This is a genomic window from Mycobacterium sp. 134 (assembly GCF_048282715.1).
In the GTDB taxonomy this organism is placed as follows: domain Bacteria; phylum Actinomycetota; class Actinomycetes; order Mycobacteriales; family Mycobacteriaceae; genus Mycobacterium; species Mycobacterium septicum.
In genome coordinates this window covers 1,256,484-1,275,188 of record NZ_JBLVUN010000008.1, presented here as the reverse complement: position 1 = coordinate 1,275,188, position 18,705 = coordinate 1,256,484, and the positions used below count along the sequence as shown (strand labels likewise).

The following is an 18,705-nucleotide window of genomic DNA, read 5'->3' as shown; positions in this document are numbered from 1 at the left end:
GCGTCAGCAAAGTCCCGGACCTGAGAAAAACCTGAGATCGGCTCAGTCGGCAGACGACTCGTCGCCTGTATCCGGCGTATGGGCCGACTTCGTCGCTGCCTCGCCTCGCAGCTTCTTGGTCCAGGCGCGCACCCCGTCGACCACCGGCCCGCCGGACCTGCGCGGGCCCGAAGCCCGATCGCGGCCCAGCGCTTTCGGGGAGAAGTCCAGACTCTTCCGCAGCACCGGGCGGGTGGTCGGCTCCGCCTCAGGCTCCGCTGCAGGAGCGATCGCAGAAGCCGGCGCCGGTTCGGACGCCGACCGGGCCGCCGAACCGCCGTCACGCAGAATGTTCGCGCCTTCCTCGACCCCGGCGGTGAAGTCGTGGACGAACCGCTCGGTCTCCTGGCGGGTCGGGATCAGCCGGGCCGGCGTGTACTTCTGCGGGTTGGCCAGTGGGTCGTTGTCGGCATACCCGTAATCGACCACCGCTCGAAGCGACGGGGTGGCCGCGTCGGCCAGCAGGTTGCCCGGCTCCCCGAACGCCCGCAGCGGTGAGACCAGCGGCAGGTTCTCCGACTCGTAGCCGACGTAGGTGGTGTCGTCGACTCTGCTGATCCGCACAGTGCCGTCGGCCGTCTGGCGCACCACGGTGCCACCGCTGTCCAGCGTTTCCTGGCAGGTGGCATCGCAGTCGCGCACATTGCCGTCGGCGTCGATCGGGAAATCCAGGCTGTCCTGCTGGAGTCGACGGTCCAGGTAAGCCATCAACGAGTTGGCCATCGCGGGCGCGTTCCACAGGTAGGCGGGAATGTTGGAGTTGATGTCGTACTCGTAGACCACGTTGACCACCGGCACGCCCGGGTCCGTCGGCGTCGGGATCGGGTTCACCCCGATCGCCGCGAAGAACGGCAGCCGCGTGCCGAATCCGCCGTTGGGGCTCGCCACGTTGTTGTCGAGCACATACAGCTTGGGCTGGGTGACCACGGGATCGTGCGTCAGCTTGCCGTAGGTCAGCAACAGGCTCACATTCGCCGCGCCCCAGCCCGATGACAGCACCACATTGTCGTCGCCGCTGTTGTCCTGGATCGCCCGGTAGACCCCGAACGGGCCGGTGAAGAAGTTCGCGACAATGGGCTCGTCCTGCCCCTGCCGGTACAGCCCGCCGTAGAAATCGGCCACGCCGTCACCGGTCGGGTTCGTCGAACTCGCACCGATGATGAGCGCCGACAGCTGAACCGCGGTCATCGGCTGCGTCGCCCCGAGCGCAGTCACGGTCGCCAGCGCCATCCCACCGAGAAGGGATGCCGGCAACACGCGTCCACCCAAGCGTTGTGCCATGGCGCCGCCTCTCAGCCCAGTTCGAATGAGCAGAAGCTACCCGACGGCAAACGGCAACGTCAGCCAATGCGGGCTAGCGCGGCATCGCGATCCGCAACCCGGCCAGCATCACCTGGGCGTCGGCCATGTAGGTCTTGTTGTTGGGCGCGGTGCTCTGCGTCATCGCCACCACGTTCCACACCCTCGACCCGAGTGGCACCATCACGGTCACCGCGGTCACGTAGATGGTCTTGGCGGCGTCGCCGGGCGGGATCGTGTAGTTGGCCATCAGCGCCGGGAACCCACAGATCTCCGTCGGCACCTGGGTGATGTCCTGTCCGCCACCGGCTTCGAAGCCCTTGATGCTGTCGTTCAGCAGATCCCTGGGTGGCCGGTCACCGTCAGTGGCGTCCGCCGTGGCCACCGACAGGGCCGGGTTGGTCACGCCATCGCTGAGCGACACATTGCGCAGCACCAACCTGACTGCCCCCGTGGCCAACTCGGGAACCGGTTCCCAGCCCGGAGGCTGGGCGATGCGCACCCTGGGATCGTCCGGCCCGGTCCCGGACAGTTCGATCCACCGATCCGAATGCAATTGCTCGCAGGGCTGCGCCTTGTAGGCGGGCAGGCCCGGCACGCCGGGAGAACTCTGCGAGCCGGAAGGCTCGAATCCGGCCGTCACCGTGCCTTCTATCGTGTGCGAGCATCCGCTGAGAAACAGCCCGGCCGCCAACGCGACCACTCCGGCGACATCACGCCCGGCAACTCGCCTCAAGAACCCGCCCCTCCGTCACTGTGGCTGCCACACTCACATGACGCCCACGGTCTGTCAATTCGCCGATTTGCTGCTCCTTGCCCGATCTTGACGGAATACAGGCAATTTCAGGCTTTCCTGTCCGCCTCTCGCGTTTGCCAATCGGAATCCGCCGGGCTCACATGTCAGTCATATCACCAACACATCGCACACCCAATTCGGAGCGGTTGAGTGGTGTCATCACCCAGACAGAGGAGCCTCCGATGCCATCAGCCACGCCGTACCCCGAGGTGGTCCTCGTCCTCGATGCCGGGACCGACGAGGGCTACCGTCAGGCCCGCATTCTGCTGCAATCCGGTCACCGAGTCGCGGTGACCGCCCGCCAGGTCACCCAGCTGACCCGAATCATCCACGGATTCCCCAGTTCTCAGGTGTTCGCGATCGCGGCCGACACCTCCGACCCCGCGCAGCTCGATCGGGTCATCGAGCGGGTGCGACAACGCTTCGGCCACCTGGTCGACCGGATCGTTCACGCCGATCGTGAGAGCTACCGGTTGTCCTTGGCTTCCTGACGCCCAAATCAACGCACTGGTCGATTCGCCGGCCGCGTTTCAACCATTGCGTTGATCTGGAGGGGATTTCACCAAAGAGGGAGCCAAGCCGGACTCCGCTGCGTCCAACGAGTGTGCAGATTCCTTTCATCGGCAGCGACGCCGTGGCCGCGGGAGTGCTCACCAGAGCGCACCTGCGCAGCCAGTATCGGCAGCTCTATCGCGGCGTATACATCCCCCGGCGCCACGATCCGTCGCTGCGCGAGCGCATCGTCGGCGCATCGCTCGGCGCCCCGCACGCAGTCATCACCGGAGTCGCCGCGTCGGCGATGTACGGCGCGAAATGGGTCGGTGACGCCGTACCCATCGAACTCATCACCACGAACCGGCAACAGCGCGGGCTGATCGTCCGGCGCGAGACACTGCACCTCGACGAGTGGCACACGATGGGCGGTATCCGTGTCGCAACACCGGAGCGGACTGCGTTCGATCTCGCCCGACATCTCCCCCGCGACAAGGCGGTCCGACGGATGGACGCCCTCGTCAGCGCCCGTCCCGTCGCGCTCGAAGACGTCATGCTGATCGCGAAGAGTCATCCCGGCGTGCGTGGGCTGCGACGCTTGCACACCGCACTCCCGCTCGTCGACGGCGGCGCCGAGTCTCCGAAGGAGACCTGGCTGCGGCTCTTGTTCATCGACGGCGGGTTACCGCGGCCCACCACCCAATTCACGGTGTACGACGACGACGGCAGCTATGTCCGCCGCATCGACATGTGCTGGGAGCAGTACAAGGTCGGTGCCGAGTACGACGGTGAACAGCATCTGACGAGCCGTCGCCAGTACGTCCTGGACGTTCAAGTCGAGCGGGTGCTGCGCCGGCTCGGCTGGCACGTCATGCACGTCATCAAAGAAGATCGCGGGGCGGACATCGTCGAGCAGGCCCGCGCCGCGCTGCTGTCACGAGGCTGGCGACCTCACCGAAAACAACGCAGCGGTTGAAATCGCGTGCCGGAATCGACCTCTGCGTCGCACTCGGCGCAAGTCAGCGCACTCGGCGCAAGTCAGCGCCGACGCGAATGCAGGTAGTCGCCGACCACCGCGGCACCCAGGCCGTCGAGATCGGGCACGACCACCCGGCCCTGCACCCGACGAGCCACCTGGTCGATGAACCGGGCGAGACCGGGATCGGAGCCCAGCCGGAAGATCGTCACCTGTGCACCGAGTCGGGCCACCTCGTCGAAACCACGCACGGTGTGGGCGATGGTGCGCGGATGTGGCGGGTAGTCGAAGAACACCGACGACCCTTCACCGTCACCGAAATCCTCCAGGTGCGCGGTGGGCTCACCATCGGTCACCACGAGCACGACCGGCTGGGCATTGGGATGACGACGCAGATGCCGGGTCGCCAGCGCCAGCGCATGGTGCAGGTTGGTGCCCTGCTCGTACACACCCTCCAGCCCGGTCAGCTCACCCGCGGTCACGGTGCGGGCATAACGGCCAAAGGCGATGATCTGCAACTCGTCTGACCGGAACCGGGTGCTCACCAGATGGTTGAGCGCGAGTGCCGTGCGCTTCATCGGCAGCCAGCGGTTCTCCATCACCATCGAGAACGACGTGTCCACCAGCAGTGCCACACAGGCCTGGGTACGGGTCTCGGTCTCGGAGATCTCCACATCCTCGACCGCGAACCGGATGGGCCGTTCCACGGTTCCGGTACCGGCCTGGCGCAGCACGGCATTGGTCACCGTGCGGGTGACGTTCCACGGCTCGGTGTCGCCGAACTGCCAGGGCCGGGTGGCCCCGGTCAGCTCCCCGGCCGCTCCGGCCCGGCGGGTGTCGCGTTCGCCGTGCCGGCCCGAAAGTCGCTGTGCCACATCACGCAACGCGGTCTGGCCGAGCTGACGCATGGCCTTGGGCGACAGCCGCCACTGCCCGTCGGAGCCGCGGTCGATGAAACCCTGGTTCACCAGGGCCTTTTCCAGCTCGGACAGGGTGCGGGCGTCGATCGCGGCGTCCTCACCGAGCTGACGGGCCAGCGCCTCGAGGTCGACGTCGTCCATCGACGCCCCGGCGTAGCTCTGGGACAGCGCGTCGGCCAGCTGCTCCAGCTCGGCGATGTCGGACAGCGCCTGGGCGCCCTCACCCATGCCCAGCGGATCACCACCGGAGAAGCGCTCCGAGCCGGTCCAATCCTCACCGGGCCGGGCGGCCTGCAGGTGTGAGTCGAGACGGTCCAGCGCGTTCATCAATGACGGCGAACCGAAAGCCTGCTGCGCCAGGGCATCCAGTTCGGCGCGCTGCTCGGCCGACAGGCTGTTGCGGAACCGCTGCGCCGCGGCGGCCCGCTTTGCCAGCGAGTCCAGCAGCTCGTCGATGTTCTGCGGGCCCTCCGGGAAGAACTCGCCGTGCTTGTCCATGAACTGTTCGAAGTCCTCGGCCGAATCTTTCCCCTGGGAGTGCTTGTCCAGCAGGTCGTTCAGATCGTCGAGCATGTCGTTGACACGCTGCCGGTCCTCGTCGGTGGCGTTCTCCAACGCCTCCTTCATGCCCGCGAAACGCTGATCCAGCATCTCGCGGCCCAGCAGATCCTTGATCTGCTCGTACTTCTGCCTGGCTTCGGGGCTGCGCCAGTCATAGTCGGCGAGCTCCTGAACGGCCTTGGCCGGCGACGGCGAGAGCGCCTCCATCTGCAGTTCGCCGAACCGCGCATTGTCGTCGAGGGCGCGGGCCAGCTCCTTGCGTTCGGCCAGCACCGCCTCGTCGAGCAGCTTCTTGATCTCCTGCAGCGTGCCGTCAAGGTTGTGTCGCTGCAGCAACTCCCGGCGTTTCCGGTTGGCCTCGGCGGCCAGCCGGTCGGTGCCGCGCATGCCCTCGGTACCGCGGCGCATCAGCTCGGAGAGCGCTCGGCGCGGCGAGCTGCCCTCCATCACGTTCTGACCGATCTGTTCGAGGGCGTCGCGCAGATCGATCGGCGGTGCCAGCGGGTCGGGGCCACCGCTGTATCGCGAATACCGCGAGGTGTGCCCGTGTCCCCGGCCGGGATCAGCCATAGACCGTCTCTCCCTCCCCCGTCACCTTGTCCACACGCTTGGCCAGATAAAGGGCCTCCAAAGCCAATTCGACCGCCGCGGCCCGCTGACCGACCGACACCGCACCCAACCGCGAGGCGATCGCGTCGATGGCGGGCAGATCTGGCAGGGCGGCCAGGACATCCTTGGCCGACACCCGCTCACCGGTGGTCACCGGGGAACCCTCCTCGACCGCGGTGACCAGCGGGGCGACGTCGATGCCGCCCAGCAGCCGCTGAGCGGTGTCGGCGGTGGCGCGGCGCAGCAGGTGCTCCAGCACCGCCTGCTCGCGTCCCTCCTCGCCCGTCTCGAACTCCAATTTGCCGCGCAGCACGTCGATCACGGTGGACAGGTCCACCACCCGGGCCACCGGATCGTCCTCGCCGAGAATCGCCGAGCGGTGCCGCGCCGAGGCCGCCACCGTCTCGGCCGCGGCGATCGCGAACCGCGCAGACACACCGGACCGCTGATCGACAGAGTTCGATTCACGCAGATTGCGGGCGAATCGGGCCAGCACGCCGAGCAGGTATTCGGGCACCTCGGCGGCCAGCTGGGCCTCCTGGCGGATCACCCCGATCTCGTCGTCGATCTCCAGCGGGTAGTGCGTACGGATCTCGGCGCCGAAGCGGTCCTTGAGCGGCGTGATGATCCGGCCGCGGTTGGTGTAGTCCTCCGGGTTCGCGCTGGCCACCACGAGCACGTCGAGCGGCAGCCGCAACGTGTAGCCGCGGACCTGAATGTCGCGCTCCTCCATCACGTTGAGCATCGACACCTGAATGCGCTCGGCCAGGTCGGGCAGCTCGTTGACGGCCACGATGCCGCGGTGCGCCCGCGGGATGAGCCCGTAGGCGATCGTTTCCGGGTCGCCCAGGCTGCGACCCTCGGCGACCTTGATCGGATCGATGTCACCGACGAGATCGGCCACGCTGGTGTCCGGGGTGGCCAGCTTCTCGGTGTACCGCTCGCTGCGGTGACGCCATTCGATCGGCAGATCGTCCCCGGAATCAGCGGCCCGGCGGATCGACTCCGGCGTGATCGGGCTGTAGGGGTGCTCACCCAACTCGGATCCGGCGATCACCGGCGTCCACTCGTCGAGCAGCCCGGTCAGCGCGCGCAGCAGCCGCGTCTTGCCCTGACCGCGCTCACCGAGCAGCACCACGTCGTGCCCGGCGATCAAAGCCCGCTCCAGCTGCGGGATCACCGTGTCGTCGAATCCCAGGATCCCCGGCCACACGTCGCGCCGGTCCGCGAGTGCGGACAGCAGGTTCTCCCGAATTTCGGCTTTGACGCCCCGCTCACGATGGCCGGAGGCACGCAGCTCACCGACGGTGCGAGGCAGATCCTTGGGTTGGCTCACCACTCCACGCTACGACTGAACTCGCCCGCGCACATCGCCACCCGTCAGACTCGAGCCCCGGGGCCGCCCGCAGCTAGCACCCGGCACGCGCGTGTCAGTCCCCCGGCATAGTCGTTGCCCGAGCGTTGCGACCGGTAGTCTGCGCTCCATGCCGTTGGCTAGCGGTCAGGAATTCGCAGGGTTCACCATCGTGCGGTTGGTGGGCACTGGTGGCATGGGCGAGGTCTATCTGGCGTCCCACCCGCGGTTGCCCCGCGAGGACGCTCTCAAAGTGCTGCCCATCAGCGTCAGCTCGGACAACGAATTCCGCCAGCGGTTCATCCGCGAGGCGGACATGGCGGCCACCCTGTGGCATCCGCACATCGTCGGCGTGCACGACCGCGGCGAGTTCGAGGACCGGTTGTGGATCTCGATGGATTTCGTCGACGGGCACGACGCCGCCAAGCTGCTGCACGACCAGTACCCCAAGGGAATGCCGGCCGAAGACGTCGTCGAGGTCGTCACCGCCGTCGGCGACGCTCTGGACTACGCGCATCAGCGCAAGCTGCTGCACCGCGACGTCAAGCCGGCCAACATCCTGCTCACCAGCAAGCAGAATTCCAAGCGCCGCATCATGCTGACCGACTTCGGGATCGCGCGGCGCGCCGACGAGGTCAACGGACTCACCTCGACCAACATCACCGTGGGCTCGATGTCCTACACCGCGCCCGAACAGCTGATGGGCCAGCCGCTGGACGGCCGGGCCGACCAGTACTCGCTCGCGGCCACCGCCTACCGGCTGTTCACCGGCGCCCCGCCGTTCGCGCACAGCAACCCGGCCGTGGTGATCAGCCACCACCTGAACTCCCCGCCGCCCAAGCTGGCCGACACGAAACCTGAACTGGCCGTGTTCGATTCGGTGATGGCCAAGGCCCTTTCCAAGGACCCCAAGGACCGTTACGCCACGTGTCACGACTTCGCCGTCGCGCTGGCCGAGGCAGCCACCGGAACCACCCCCGAGGTGCGCACCCCGGCACCCGCGCACGAGCCGGCGCCGCCCACCGCCCCGCTGATCATCCCGAAGCCGGTGAACCCACCGCCGACACCACTGTCGCCGTCGAACCCGCGGCCCGTGCCCCCGTCGGAGCCGCCGGTGTTCACCTCGTCGTGGACGGGTAACGAAACCTCCTCCCACAAACCCGGAGCGGTCGGTGCGCCGGCCGGCATGCAGGGCCTCGGCGGGCCTGCGGTGCCGGTTGGGCCGCAGCAGACCAACTTCGGGCCGCCTCCCCTGCCGCACACCCCGATCCCCAAGAAGTCGGGCAGCCGGCGCAACCTGATCCTGACTGCCGGCGTGATCGGCGCGGTCGTCCTGCTCGTCGGCGGCATCACCCTCGCGGTCAGCTCGGGAGGCGACGACGGCAACGGCGGCGGAGGCGAGACCACCTCCGCGGTCGCCACGGACACGTCCGCCTCGGAAACCTCGACCTCACCGAAGCCGGCGGCGCACGCCTTCACCATCGCCGACTACATCAAGCAGAGCGGCATCGTCGAAACACCGGTCCACCGGGGCGATCCAGGCGCCCCGGCGTTCACCATGCCGACCCCGCCCGGATGGATCGACGCCGGCCCGCGCACCCCGGCCTGGGCCTATTCGGCGATTGTGAACGACCCGGCGAACCCGACCGAGCCGCCGTCGGTCGTCTCGTTGATCTCGAAGCTGGCCGGCGACGTCGACGCCAACAAGCTGCTCGAGTACGCGCCCAACGAACTGCAGAACCTGGCCGATTACAAGGCGGACGGAGACGTGGCCCGCGGGGACATCAGCGGGTTCCCGTCGGTCCACCTGGCCGGCACCTACGCCAAGGGCGGCCAGCGTCGCGCGATCACCCAGACCACCGTCGTGATCCAGGCGCCCGGCAACGTCTACGTGCTGCAGATCAACGCCGACGCCGCCGAGCGCGACAAGACGGCGCTGGCCGACATCAACAAGGCGATCGAGGCCCAGGCCACCATCACCATGCCCTGAGAGCCGTGCCGGGTCGCCCCACGTCGAGCAGATTCAGGTAGCCGGTACCCTGAGTATCGTGAATTCGCTCGATTGGCGTAGCCGGCCGGCCACCGTGCACTTCGGCCCCGCATCTCTGCAGTCCAGGGCACTGGGCTGGACCACCGCGATCTTCGTCCGCCCATTGCTGGGTCTGCTGACGCTGATCGGAATGGGCATCAACCGCGTCGCCCCGGCCCTGCTGCAGCGCGCGCACCTCGATGTCATCGACCGCCCCCTGCGGTTCATCAAGCCGCTGCCCGGCACCGAGGTGACGCCCGTGGCGCTGCCCAACTGCCCGGCCGAATGGGTGATCGCCCCCGAGGCTCGCGACTCCGATCGGGTGATCGTCTACCTCCACGGCTCGGCGCTGGTCACGCTCGGCCTGAACTCGCACCGCCGCTTCGTGTCGAAGCTGTCAGCCAGCACCGGGGCACGCGTGCTCAACGTCGGCTACCGGCTGGCCCCGCAAGCCGACATCGACGACGCCGTCGCCGACGGGCTCGACGGCTACCGCATGGCGCTGTCGCTCGGGTACGCACCCGAGCGGATTGTCCTGGCCGGTGATTCGGCAGGCGGGCTGATGGCCGCCGACACCGCACTGGCGGCGCGCGACGCCGGGCTACCGGTCCCCGCCGGGCAGGTGCTGCTCTCGCCGTTGACCTCGTCCGACATGGACCTGAAATACCGTGCGCTGCAAGAGCATCGTGACGTGCTGTTCCCGTTCATGACGGTGAAGTTCATCTACGACGTGTTCGCGACGGTCAACGGCACCCGGCCGACTCCGGTGATGCCGCCCGAGGCGGACCTGCACGGCCTCGGGCCGTTCCTGCTACAGGTGGGTACGCACGAGATGCTGCTCAACGACACCTTCGCCCTCGCCGACAAACTGCAGGCCAGTGGCGTCCCGGCGTGGGTTCAGGTGTGGGACAAGGCAATGCACATGTTCCAGCTGAGCTTCGACATCAACCCCGACGCGCGGCACGCAGTCGAGGAGATCACGTCGTTCATCGCATACGCGACCAGTGAGGTCGAGGACGAGGCGAGCGCGTAGGGCGGACTCGCCTCCAAGTCAGATGCGAAAGGGCGCCGTCAAAAATTTGACGGCGCCCTTTCGTAACAACTGGTCTGACTAGTGCGCGAAATGCCTTGCACCGGTGAGGTACAGCGTGATGCCCGCGGCCTCGGCCGCTGCGGTCACCTCGGCGTCACGGACCGAACCACCCGGGTGCACGACCGCCTTGACGCCGGCGTTCGTCAGCGTCTCCAAGCCGTCCGGGAACGGGAAGAACGCATCGGACGCACCGACCGAACCGGGTACGCGGTCGCCCGCGCGCTGCACGGCCAACCCGGCCGCGTCGACGCGATTCACCTGTCCCATGCCGACACCCACGGTCGCGCCGTCCTTGGCGATCACGATGGCGTTGGACTTCACCGCGCGGCAGGCCCGCCACGCGAACACCAGGTCGGTCAGCGTCTGCTCATCCGCGGGCGATCCGGTGGCCAGCGTCCAGTTGTTCGGATCGTCGCCCTCGGCGTCGAGCGCGTCGCGCTGCTGCAGCAGCACGCCACCGCTGATCTGGCGCAGCTCGATGCCACCGACCAGCGGCTCGGAGGCCACCAGGATACGGATGTTCTTCTTGCGGGCCAGGATTTCGACCGCACCGGCCTCATAAGCCGGGGCGATGATGACCTCGGTGAAGATGTCGGCGACGGTCTCGGCCATCTCGACACTGACCTCGGTGTTGGAGGCGATGACGCCGCCGAACGCGCTCAGCGGATCGCACTCGTGGGCCTTGCGGTGTGCATCGGCCACCGACTCCGAGGAGATCGCGATGCCACACGGGTTGGCGTGCTTGATGATCGCCACGCAGATCTCTTCGTGGTCGAACGCCGCCCGCCACGCCGCATCGGCGTCGGTGTAGTTGTTGTAGGACATCTCCTTGCCGTGCAGCTGCTCGGCCTGGGCCAGTCCGGGCCACGCGGAGTCGTCGCGGTACACCGCGGCCTGCTGATGCGGGTTCTCGCCGTAGCGCAGGACCGCGCTGCGGTGCCAGGTACCGGCGAACCAGGCCGGAAGCGGCTGAGCGGGCTGCTCAGGGGCCAGTGTCGACCCCATCCAGCCGGCAACGGCCACGTCGTACTCAGCGGTGTGCCGGAATGCCAACGACGCCAGCTTCTTCCGCTCGTCGAGGGTGAACCCGCCGGCCCGGACCGCGGCCAGCACACCGTCATAACCCAACGGGTCCACGACCACGGCCACGCTCGGGTGGTTCTTGGCGGCCGCACGAACCATCGAAGGCCCACCGATGTCGATCTGCTCGACACACTCGTCGACCGAAGCCCCGGACTCGACCGTCTCGGAGAACGGGTACAGGTTCACCACCACGAGCTCGAACGCCTCGACCTCGAGTTCCTGCAGGGCCGCAACGTGTTCGGGCTTGCGGGTATCGGCCAGCAGACCGGCGTGCACGCGTGGGTGCAGAGTCTTGACGCGGCCGTCGAGCACCTCGGGGAAACCCGTCACCTCTTCCACCGGGGTGACCGGAACGCCCGCGGCAGCAATGGTTTTGGCGGTCGACCCGGTCGAGACGATGGCCACACCCGCCTCATGCAGGCCGCGGGCCAGATCGGCCAGGCCGGTCTTGTCATAGACACTGATCAGCGCTCGCCGGATCGGTTTCTTCTCGCTCACCCTATGGTCGCCTTTCGTCCAGTCCAGGTCACGCCGCGGGTTGCCAGCGCGGCCAGCACATCCACCAGCAGTCGACGTTCGACCACCTTGATGCGCTCATGCAAAGTCTCTTCGGTGTCATCATCGAGCACCTCGATGGCCTGCTGGGCCAGAATCGGCCCGGTATCCATGCCGGAGTCCACGAGATGCACCGTGCAGCCCGTCACCCGCACGCCGTACGCCAGCGCCTCGGGCACGGCGTGCGCCCCCGGGAACGCGGGCAGCAATGCCGGATGGGTGTTGACCACCCGGCCCGGGAATCGGGAAAGGAATTGGCCACCCAGAATTTTCATGAACCCGGCCGAGACCACCAGATCCGGCTCGTGTTCGGCAGTCGCCTCGGTGAGTGCGGCGTCCCAGGCGTCGCGGTCCGCGTAATCGCCGAGCCGCACGGTGTAGGACGGGACTCCCGCCGTTGCCGCGATGTCCACGGCGGCGCATTTGCGGTCGGTTCCGACCGCGACCACCCGCGCCGGATAGTCGTCAGCGGCGGCGGCCAGTAGCGAGGCGAGCAACGACCCTGTCCCCGAAGCCAGCACTACCAGCCGTGCCGGTGCACTCGGAGGCACATGTAACGGTTGCTGCACGCGCAGCAGCCTAGTCGCCCGCACGGCGCGGCTGATCGCCGGTCACTGGGTCGTCCGGGATGTCGTCGACGATGAAGTGGTCCTCGGGATCGTCATCGAGGTCGTCGTGGCGCCGGGGGCCGGGCTCGTAGACCGTCTCCTGCACGTCGTCGTACTCGACGTACCGGTCGACATACTCGTCGGGCTCGGCTTCGGGCGCGTCGGGCTCTGTCGTGGTCTCCTCGGCCGACCACGACACCAGCGGCTGATCGGGTTCGAGCTCGGGTTCGGGATCCGCCTCGACGTACTCGACGTCCTCGATGTCCTCGTCCTCGCCCACGTATTCGTCGACGTCGTCCTCGTCGAACTCGGGTTCGGGCTGCGGCTCGACCGGCGCAGGCTGGGGCGGGGCGACGGGCCGGGGCTTGCGGGTCAGGCCGCCGGACATCGCCACGGTCAGCCCGCCGATCCCGGCGAACCACAGGAACACCGCGGGCGCGAACGTCGACTGGTCCACCCCGACGTCGCCGAAATTGCCCAGCCGGCCGCCGCCGGCATAGCCGAGCAGAGCCATCGTCAGCGCCGCCAGCACCGAAGCCACCAGCAACTTGCCGGTGGCAGCCCCGATGGGCAGCGGACGACGCGCACACTGCTGGCCCAACGCCACCGCCGAGGCCGCCCCGACGATCAGGAGCGCCACCCAGATCGGGCCCAGCGGCGGCGAGGGCACCGCGGCCAGCACCGGCACCGCGGGGATGTCGCCGCCGAACACGGTGAACGAGCTGAAGGCGGCCAGCCCGACATGGGCACTGGATCCCACCGCGATGGCCGACGCACCGACGATCACGTTCGGGATGTAGAGAATCGACAGCAGAGTCAGGCTGAGCTGGCCGAACAGGCTGTCGGTGATCGCGAACAGGTCGTGCATCGTGCCCCAGTGCACCACCAGCGACGCCGCCGTCACCGCGCCGGAGAGCCCGAACAAGGCCAGGACACCGGCGGTCGCGGCGCGGAATGCCTCAGGCAACCAGCCAGGCAGCGGTGAGGCGGCCAGGGTGCGCCTGCCGACCTTCGAGCCGACGCCGATGAGCGCGCCGATCACATGGACGATCAGGACGCTGCAGAACGCGCGCAGGGCGCTGGGAGTCTGAAGTTCGCTGATCACCGAGGCTGCGTCGTGGATGACGGCCAACAGGATGGCTGCGATCAGAATCGGTCCGCCCAAGGCTGAGGCGACTACCCAGCGGGTGACGAACCAAGAGGAATTCGAGGCCGTGGCCGCGGCTGTCGTGCGCGCGGTGCCCCAGATCATCGCCAGCACCGGCAACAGGGGCATCACCCCGAGCTCACGGCCGCCGATCGACACCGGCACCTGATGTACGCCCAGCCACATGCTGGCGATGGCACCGAGCGCGCCCGTCATGTCGCTGTTGGCGATCAGCAGCTGCAGCAACACAACCGCGGCGATGACCACCAGCGCGACGACAGACGGCCCGAACGCGACCCGGAGCAACTCACGCGCCTGGCGGGTGCCGACTGGCCGGTTACTCACTTGGTGGGCTGCTCCTCGCAATGATCGGCGCGTGCGCGGGAAGCGCACGCGCCGATCAGCTTACGACGGTGCAGTGCCGGATTGCTGTGAAGGCGACTGCTGTGCCTGCGGCTGCGCCGGAACTGCAGTGGTGGGCGCCGAGGAACCCGACTGCTGCTGAGGCTGGCCGTAGGTGGGGTAGCCGGTCGGAGGGGTCGGCGGTCCGCTGGGCTGCTGACCCTGCACCGGGAAACCACCGGTGCTCGGAGCTCCGGAGTAGCCGCCGTACTGCGACGGGTAACCGGGACGCTGCGGTTGAGCCTGCTGGTAGGGCTGGCCACCGTGCTGCGGCTGCTGCTGCTGACCGTAGTACTGCGACGGGCCGCCGTACTGGCCGTACTGCGGCTGGGGATCGAACTGCGGCTTGGGCGCCGGCGGAGTGAGGATGCCCGCGTCGAACAGCAGGGCGGCGATCGCGGCACCGGCCTGGATCAGGGTCAGCACGAGCAGCGCGTACAGCGTCCAGTCGGCCTCGCCGCCCGCGGCCACCAGGAGGGTGATCGAGAGCAGGAACGCCACGGTGGCCAGCACGGCCGCCACGGCACCCCGGTTCTTCTGCTTGGGCAGCAGGCTCACCCCGGCCAGAAGCCCGGCCACCAACGCCAGGGGCACGATGAAGGTGCCGAGGACGACCTGGAGCTCCAGCGCGAAACTCACGAAGTAGGTCAGCAGGCCGGCGACGGCCACCACGGCCAGCAGGATTTCGGGCAGCTTGTTCTCGCCGGGCGCCGCGGGGGCGGCCGGTGCAGCGGGCACAGGAGCAGGCACAGCCTTGGCGAACTGCTGGGTTGCATCGAACTGCGAACCCGACTGCGGCGGGTATCCGGGATTAGTTGGCGGGTAGGTCATGACCTCTCCTGTGCTATCGAGCTTCGCGACGTGTGTTCACGCAGGCATGAATACCGACCACGTGAGCGATTCGAGCTTCCACGCTAGCGCACCCAGCTGGGTGCCGGGCGCGCGTGCTTGGTGTCAGAGAGGTCTCAAGCTGATACCAGAACGGGAGCATCGACGGAATCCGTTTCGGCGTCCTCGATTTCGCGGACGAGCGGCAGCACCTTGGCGCCGAAGTACTCGATTTCCTCTTGGAAATGCAGGAATCCGCCGAGGATCAAGTCGACGCCACGTTTGCGGTACGCGGCAATGCGTTCGGCGATCTGCTCGGGTGTGCCGATCAATTGCGTACGGAAGCCGTCGTTGTACTGAACCAGATCCTCGAAGCTGGAATCGGCCCACATCCCCTTCTTGTCGCCGGTGGAATTGCCGGCCTGTTGTACGGCGCCGCGGAAGCCCTCGACAGCGGGCTTGTTGGCCTTGGCGACGATCTCTTTGAGCGTCTCCTTCGCCTCCTTCTCGGTGTCGCGGGCGATGATGAACCCGTTCAGCCCGAACTTCACCTCACGGCCCGCGTCGCGGGCATGGTCGCGTACCTCGACAACCTGTTCGGTGATGCCGCCGAAGTCCTTGCCGTTCGAGAAATACCAATCGGCGTAGTGGCCGCCGTTGCGGCGGGCGGCCGTCGAATTGCCGCCCTGGAACAGCTCCGGGTTGGGGCGCTCGGGCGTGTTGAGCGGCTTGGGCTTGAGGGTGAAATCATGGATGCGATAGAAGTCACCGCGGAAATCCACGTCGTCCTCGGTCCAGATCTTGCGCAGAACCTGGAGGAACTCCGCGCTGCGCCGGTAGCGCTCGTCATGTTCGAGCCACGGCTCGCCCAGGTGGGTGAACTCGTCCTTGAACCAGCCCGAGACGACGTTGACGGCGAAGCGGCCATTGCTGAGATGGTCTGCGGTGGCGCCGAGTTTGGCCAGCACCGCGGGCTGCCAGAGGCCAGGATGAACGGCGGCGATGACCTTGAGCCGCTCGGTGGCCAGCAACAGCGCCAGACTGAAACTGGTGGATTCGTGCTGGTACTCGGCGCCGTAGCTGGCCTCGTAGCGAACCTGGGACAGGGCGTACTCGAAGCCGTTGTTCTCGGCGGTCTGCGCCAGCTTCTTGTTGTATTCGTAGTTCCAGTCGGTGCGCTGTTCGATATCGCTGGTGACCAGGCCGCCGCTGACGTTGGGCACCCAGTAGGCGAACTTGACGTGGTCGGCGATGCGTTCAGTCGTCATGTCGGTGATCCCAGCAAACGCGCGAGCGCCCGTCGCGGGTATCGCTCGCGGTGAAGTTTTCTCTTCTTTCCACGGCCCCACGAGACGGACCGTCTTGCTACTGGGACTGAAACACGTTCTAATTCTGGTCATGGACTATGGGCTTGTTCTCTTCACCAGTGACCGCGGCATCGCCCCGGCCAAGGCCGCCAAACTCGCCGATGATCACGGCTTCACGACGTTCTATGTGCCCGAGCACACCCATATCCCGATCAAACGCGAGGCGGCTCACCCCACCACCGGTGACGAGTCCCTGCCCGACGATCGCTACATGCGCACCCTGGATCCGTGGGTGTCGCTGGGCACCGCGTGTGCGGTGACCTCGCGGGTGCGGCTGTCGACGGCCGTCGCGCTGCCCGTCGAGCACGATCCGATCACCCTGGCCAAGTCCATCGCCACCCTGGACCACCTGTCCGGCGGACGCGTGTCGTTGGGCGTCGGATTCGGTTGGAACACCGACGAACTCGCCGACCACAAGGTTCCCCCGGGCCGCCGCCGAACCATGCTGCGCGAGTACCTGGAAGCCATGCGGGCGCTGTGGACCGAGGAAGAAGCCTCCTACGATGGCGAATTCGTGAACTTCGGGCCGTCGTGGGCCTGGCCCAAGCCCGTGCAGTCGCACATTCCGGTCCTGGTCGGTGCGGCGGGCAACGAGAAGAACTTCAAGTGGATCGCGAAGTCGGCCGACGGCTGGATCACCACGCCGCGCGACTTCAACATCGACGAGCCGGTCAAGCTGCTGCAGGACACCTGGGCCGCGGCCGGGCGTGACGGTGCCCCGCAGATCGTGGCTCTGGACTTCAAGCCGGACCCCGAGAAGCTCGCGCATTGGCGCGAACTGGGCGTGACCGAAGTGCTCTTCGGGCTGCCGGACAAGTCCGAGGCCGAGGTGTCGGCCTACGTCGAGCGGCTCGCGGGCAAGCTCGCCTCGCTGGTCTAGTTCTGCGGCGCCCGGCCGGTTCGCCGGCCGGGCGCACCGAAATCAACGCTATGGTCGAAAAAGTTCGCGCACAACGACCATGGCGTTGATTTCGTTCGGGGCTACGCCCGTGTCGCGGTGTTTCGCTTCTCACCGGACTGCACGACGATCGACGCCCCCAGCGGCTCACCATCGGTGAGCAGCTCCACCAGGGTGTCGTCGGTGGTCGTCGCCAGGAACCGGCTGCCGTCGGAATCCAGGCGCCCGATGATGATGCCGGTGCGCGGCGTCCAGTCGTAGCGGACGGTGTAGGTCTCGATAGTGGCCGGGCCGTCGGCCTTTTCGGCGATGACGACGCGGTCCTGCGCGTTGAACTCGTCCTGCAGCGCGGCGCTGCCGTCGGCAACCCAGTCGGCCGGCTCGGTGGAGTAGATGCCGACCGAGTACTTGCTCGCGATCCCACCGTTTCCACCGACAAGCGCGAATTGGCCCGGCTTGTCGCGCATTTCATTGACGGCCTCGGCGATACCGTGCATCGAGTAGTTGTTGCCCGGGCCACCGAAGAAGGGCAGGCCACCGGTGAGGGTCAGGCCGCGTTCGTCGTCGGGCGCCAGACCGGTGCCGTCGCAGATGTTGAACACCGGGAACGGGAAGCAGCTGTAGAGGTCGAACGCGGCGACGTCATCGAGGGTGATGCCGGCGACCCGCAGGGCCTCGTTCACCGCAATCACCGCGGCTTCGCTGTAGCCGAGTTCAGCGCGCTCGAGCAGCTTGATTTCCTTCATATCGGCATGCCCGCGCAGGTAGACCCACTTCTCCTCGGGCACATCGAGTTTCCGGGCGGTCTCGACCGACATCAGCAGCACCGCCGCGCCCTGGTTGACCTGGTCACGCGCCACCATCATGCGCGGGTACGGGTCGCAGATCATCCGATTGCTCTCGGTGACGGTGGCCAGCTCCTCGGCCGAACGCTCCACCGGGGCAGAGGAATACGGGTTCTTCGCGGCCACCTTGGAGAATGGCGCGAACAGCTCGGCCATCGCCTGCCGGTAGTCCGCGACAGACAGCCCCTGCCGGGCCCGGCGCGCGTTCTCCAACAAGCCGTACTGCACCGGGGCACCGATCAGACCGTGTTTGATCGTGTACTCGTCGAAGATGCCGTCGTAACCGAAGCCACGGTCCTCCAACTGGCCCTCGACAGTCTCGGAGTGATCCGGCTTGTCGTCGCGCTTGGAGAAGTGGCGCAGTGTCGACGTGTTCTCCGAGCCGAACAGCAGCACCGCATCGGCCTCACCCGCCGCGATGGCCGCCGAGAACTCGGTGACGAGGTGCTGGGGGCTCTGGCCGCCGATCACCTCGAGGATCGCGCGCGCCGGCTCGGCGCCGACGTTGCGCGCCACCGAACGCGGGTAGTTGTCGGACACACCCAGGGTTGGCGTCTGCGGTCCGGAGATCTCGAACTGCCGCGTGCCCGCCACGGTGTCGATGGCCTGCGCCACGGCAGCGGCGTCGGCTCCGCAATCGTGCAGGGCCGCCCTGGCTGCCTCGGTGGCCAGCTCGACCGAGGACATGCCGCGATAGCCGTCAAGATCGATGCGTTCGGTGAACTGTCCGACGCCGACGATGACAGGGGTGCGCGGATCGACCATGACAATCTCCTTGACGGGTGTTAATTCGCGAGGCTAACC

15 protein-coding genes are annotated in these 18,705 nt (G+C 67.5%); 5 read left to right on the top strand and 10 right to left on the bottom strand.

The features are described from left to right. Positions 1-42 precede the first annotated feature (42 nt). Together ACNQVK_RS10855 and ACNQVK_RS10850 are read right to left on the bottom strand one after the other, a co-directional pair. Positions 43-1,320 carry a PE-PPE domain-containing protein gene (locus tag ACNQVK_RS10855; RefSeq protein ID WP_418029520.1) on the bottom strand — a complete coding sequence of 426 codons (1,278 nt, stop codon included), beginning with the start codon at positions 1,318-1,320 and terminating at the stop codon, positions 43-45. Between the two features lie 73 nt (positions 1,321-1,393). After that, positions 1,394-2,074, bottom strand: a complete 681-nt coding sequence (locus ACNQVK_RS10850) for a hypothetical protein (protein WP_418029519.1) — start codon at positions 2,072-2,074, stop codon at positions 1,394-1,396. A 242-nt stretch (positions 2,075-2,316) separates the two neighbouring features. On the opposite strand from ACNQVK_RS10850, the gene ACNQVK_RS10845 reads away from it, so the two are divergent. Further along, the gene (locus ACNQVK_RS10845; protein ID WP_418029518.1) at positions 2,317-2,625 is read left to right on the top strand and encodes an SDR family NAD(P)-dependent oxidoreductase; all 309 of its coding nucleotides are present in this window, start codon (positions 2,317-2,319) and stop codon (positions 2,623-2,625) included. A gap of 113 nt (positions 2,626-2,738) precedes the next feature. Continuing rightward, entirely contained in the window at positions 2,739-3,602 is an 864-nt protein-coding gene (locus ACNQVK_RS10840; RefSeq protein ID WP_418029517.1) for a hypothetical protein, read from the top strand. A 62-nt stretch (positions 3,603-3,664) separates the two neighbouring features. Here ACNQVK_RS10840 and ACNQVK_RS10835 read toward each other — a convergent pair whose 3' ends face one another. Together ACNQVK_RS10835 and ACNQVK_RS10830 are read right to left on the bottom strand one after the other, a co-directional pair. Next, positions 3,665-5,653 carry a vWA domain-containing protein gene (locus tag ACNQVK_RS10835; protein WP_276128193.1) on the bottom strand — a complete coding sequence of 663 codons (1,989 nt, stop codon included), beginning with the start codon at positions 5,651-5,653 and terminating at the stop codon, positions 3,665-3,667. Next, the gene (locus ACNQVK_RS10830; RefSeq protein ID WP_409548711.1) at positions 5,646-7,028 is read right to left on the bottom strand and encodes a sigma 54-interacting transcriptional regulator; all 1,383 of its coding nucleotides are present in this window, start codon (positions 7,026-7,028) and stop codon (positions 5,646-5,648) included. The genes ACNQVK_RS10835 and ACNQVK_RS10830 overlap by 8 nt, the downstream gene beginning before the upstream one ends. 148 nt (positions 7,029-7,176) lie before the next feature. Here ACNQVK_RS10830 and ACNQVK_RS10825 point away from each other — a divergent pair, with 148 nt between their 5' ends. Further along, positions 7,177-9,036, top strand: coding sequence for an LpqN/LpqT family lipoprotein (locus ACNQVK_RS10825; protein WP_418029516.1), 1,860 nt, complete (start codon positions 7,177-7,179; stop codon positions 9,034-9,036). 58 nt (positions 9,037-9,094) lie between these two features. After that, positions 9,095-10,108: an alpha/beta hydrolase gene (locus ACNQVK_RS10820; protein ID WP_418029515.1), complete on the top strand. Its 1,014-nt coding sequence runs from the start codon at positions 9,095-9,097 to the stop codon at positions 10,106-10,108. Between the two features lie 78 nt (positions 10,109-10,186). Here ACNQVK_RS10820 and purH read toward each other — a convergent pair whose 3' ends face one another. The 5 genes from purH to sfnG form a co-directional block, all read right to left on the bottom strand. Beyond that, positions 10,187-11,749 (bottom strand): bifunctional phosphoribosylaminoimidazolecarboxamide formyltransferase/IMP cyclohydrolase, encoded by a 1,563-nt coding sequence (purH, locus tag ACNQVK_RS10815; RefSeq protein WP_418029514.1) that lies wholly within the window; start codon positions 11,747-11,749, stop codon positions 10,187-10,189. Further along, the gene (gene purN / locus ACNQVK_RS10810; RefSeq protein ID WP_418029513.1) at positions 11,746-12,375 is read right to left on the bottom strand and encodes a phosphoribosylglycinamide formyltransferase; all 630 of its coding nucleotides are present in this window, start codon (positions 12,373-12,375) and stop codon (positions 11,746-11,748) included. The genes purH and purN overlap by 4 nt, the downstream gene beginning before the upstream one ends. Before the next feature lie 10 nt (positions 12,376-12,385). After that, complete coding sequence (locus tag ACNQVK_RS10805; RefSeq protein ID WP_418029512.1) at positions 12,386-13,906, bottom strand: DUF6350 family protein; 1,521 nt, start codon at positions 13,904-13,906, stop codon at positions 12,386-12,388. Positions 13,907-13,966: 60 nt separating this feature from the next. Beyond that, a complete protein-coding gene (locus ACNQVK_RS10800) occupies positions 13,967-14,794 on the bottom strand; it encodes a DUF5336 domain-containing protein (protein ID WP_418029511.1) in 828 nt (275 codons plus the stop codon). A 134-nt stretch (positions 14,795-14,928) separates the two neighbouring features. Further along, the gene (gene sfnG, locus ACNQVK_RS10795; protein WP_418029510.1) at positions 14,929-16,059 is read right to left on the bottom strand and encodes a dimethylsulfone monooxygenase SfnG; all 1,131 of its coding nucleotides are present in this window, start codon (positions 16,057-16,059) and stop codon (positions 14,929-14,931) included. 130 nt (positions 16,060-16,189) lie between these two features. On the opposite strand from sfnG, the gene ACNQVK_RS10790 reads away from it, so the two are divergent. Beyond that, a complete protein-coding gene (locus ACNQVK_RS10790; RefSeq protein WP_044520134.1) occupies positions 16,190-17,038 on the top strand; it encodes an LLM class F420-dependent oxidoreductase in 849 nt (282 codons plus the stop codon). Between the two features lie 101 nt (positions 17,039-17,139). Here ACNQVK_RS10790 and ACNQVK_RS10785 read toward each other — a convergent pair whose 3' ends face one another. After that, entirely contained in the window at positions 17,140-18,666 is a 1,527-nt protein-coding gene (locus tag ACNQVK_RS10785; protein ID WP_418029509.1) for an acetyl-CoA acetyltransferase, read from the bottom strand. Positions 18,667-18,705: the final 39 nt, after the last annotated feature.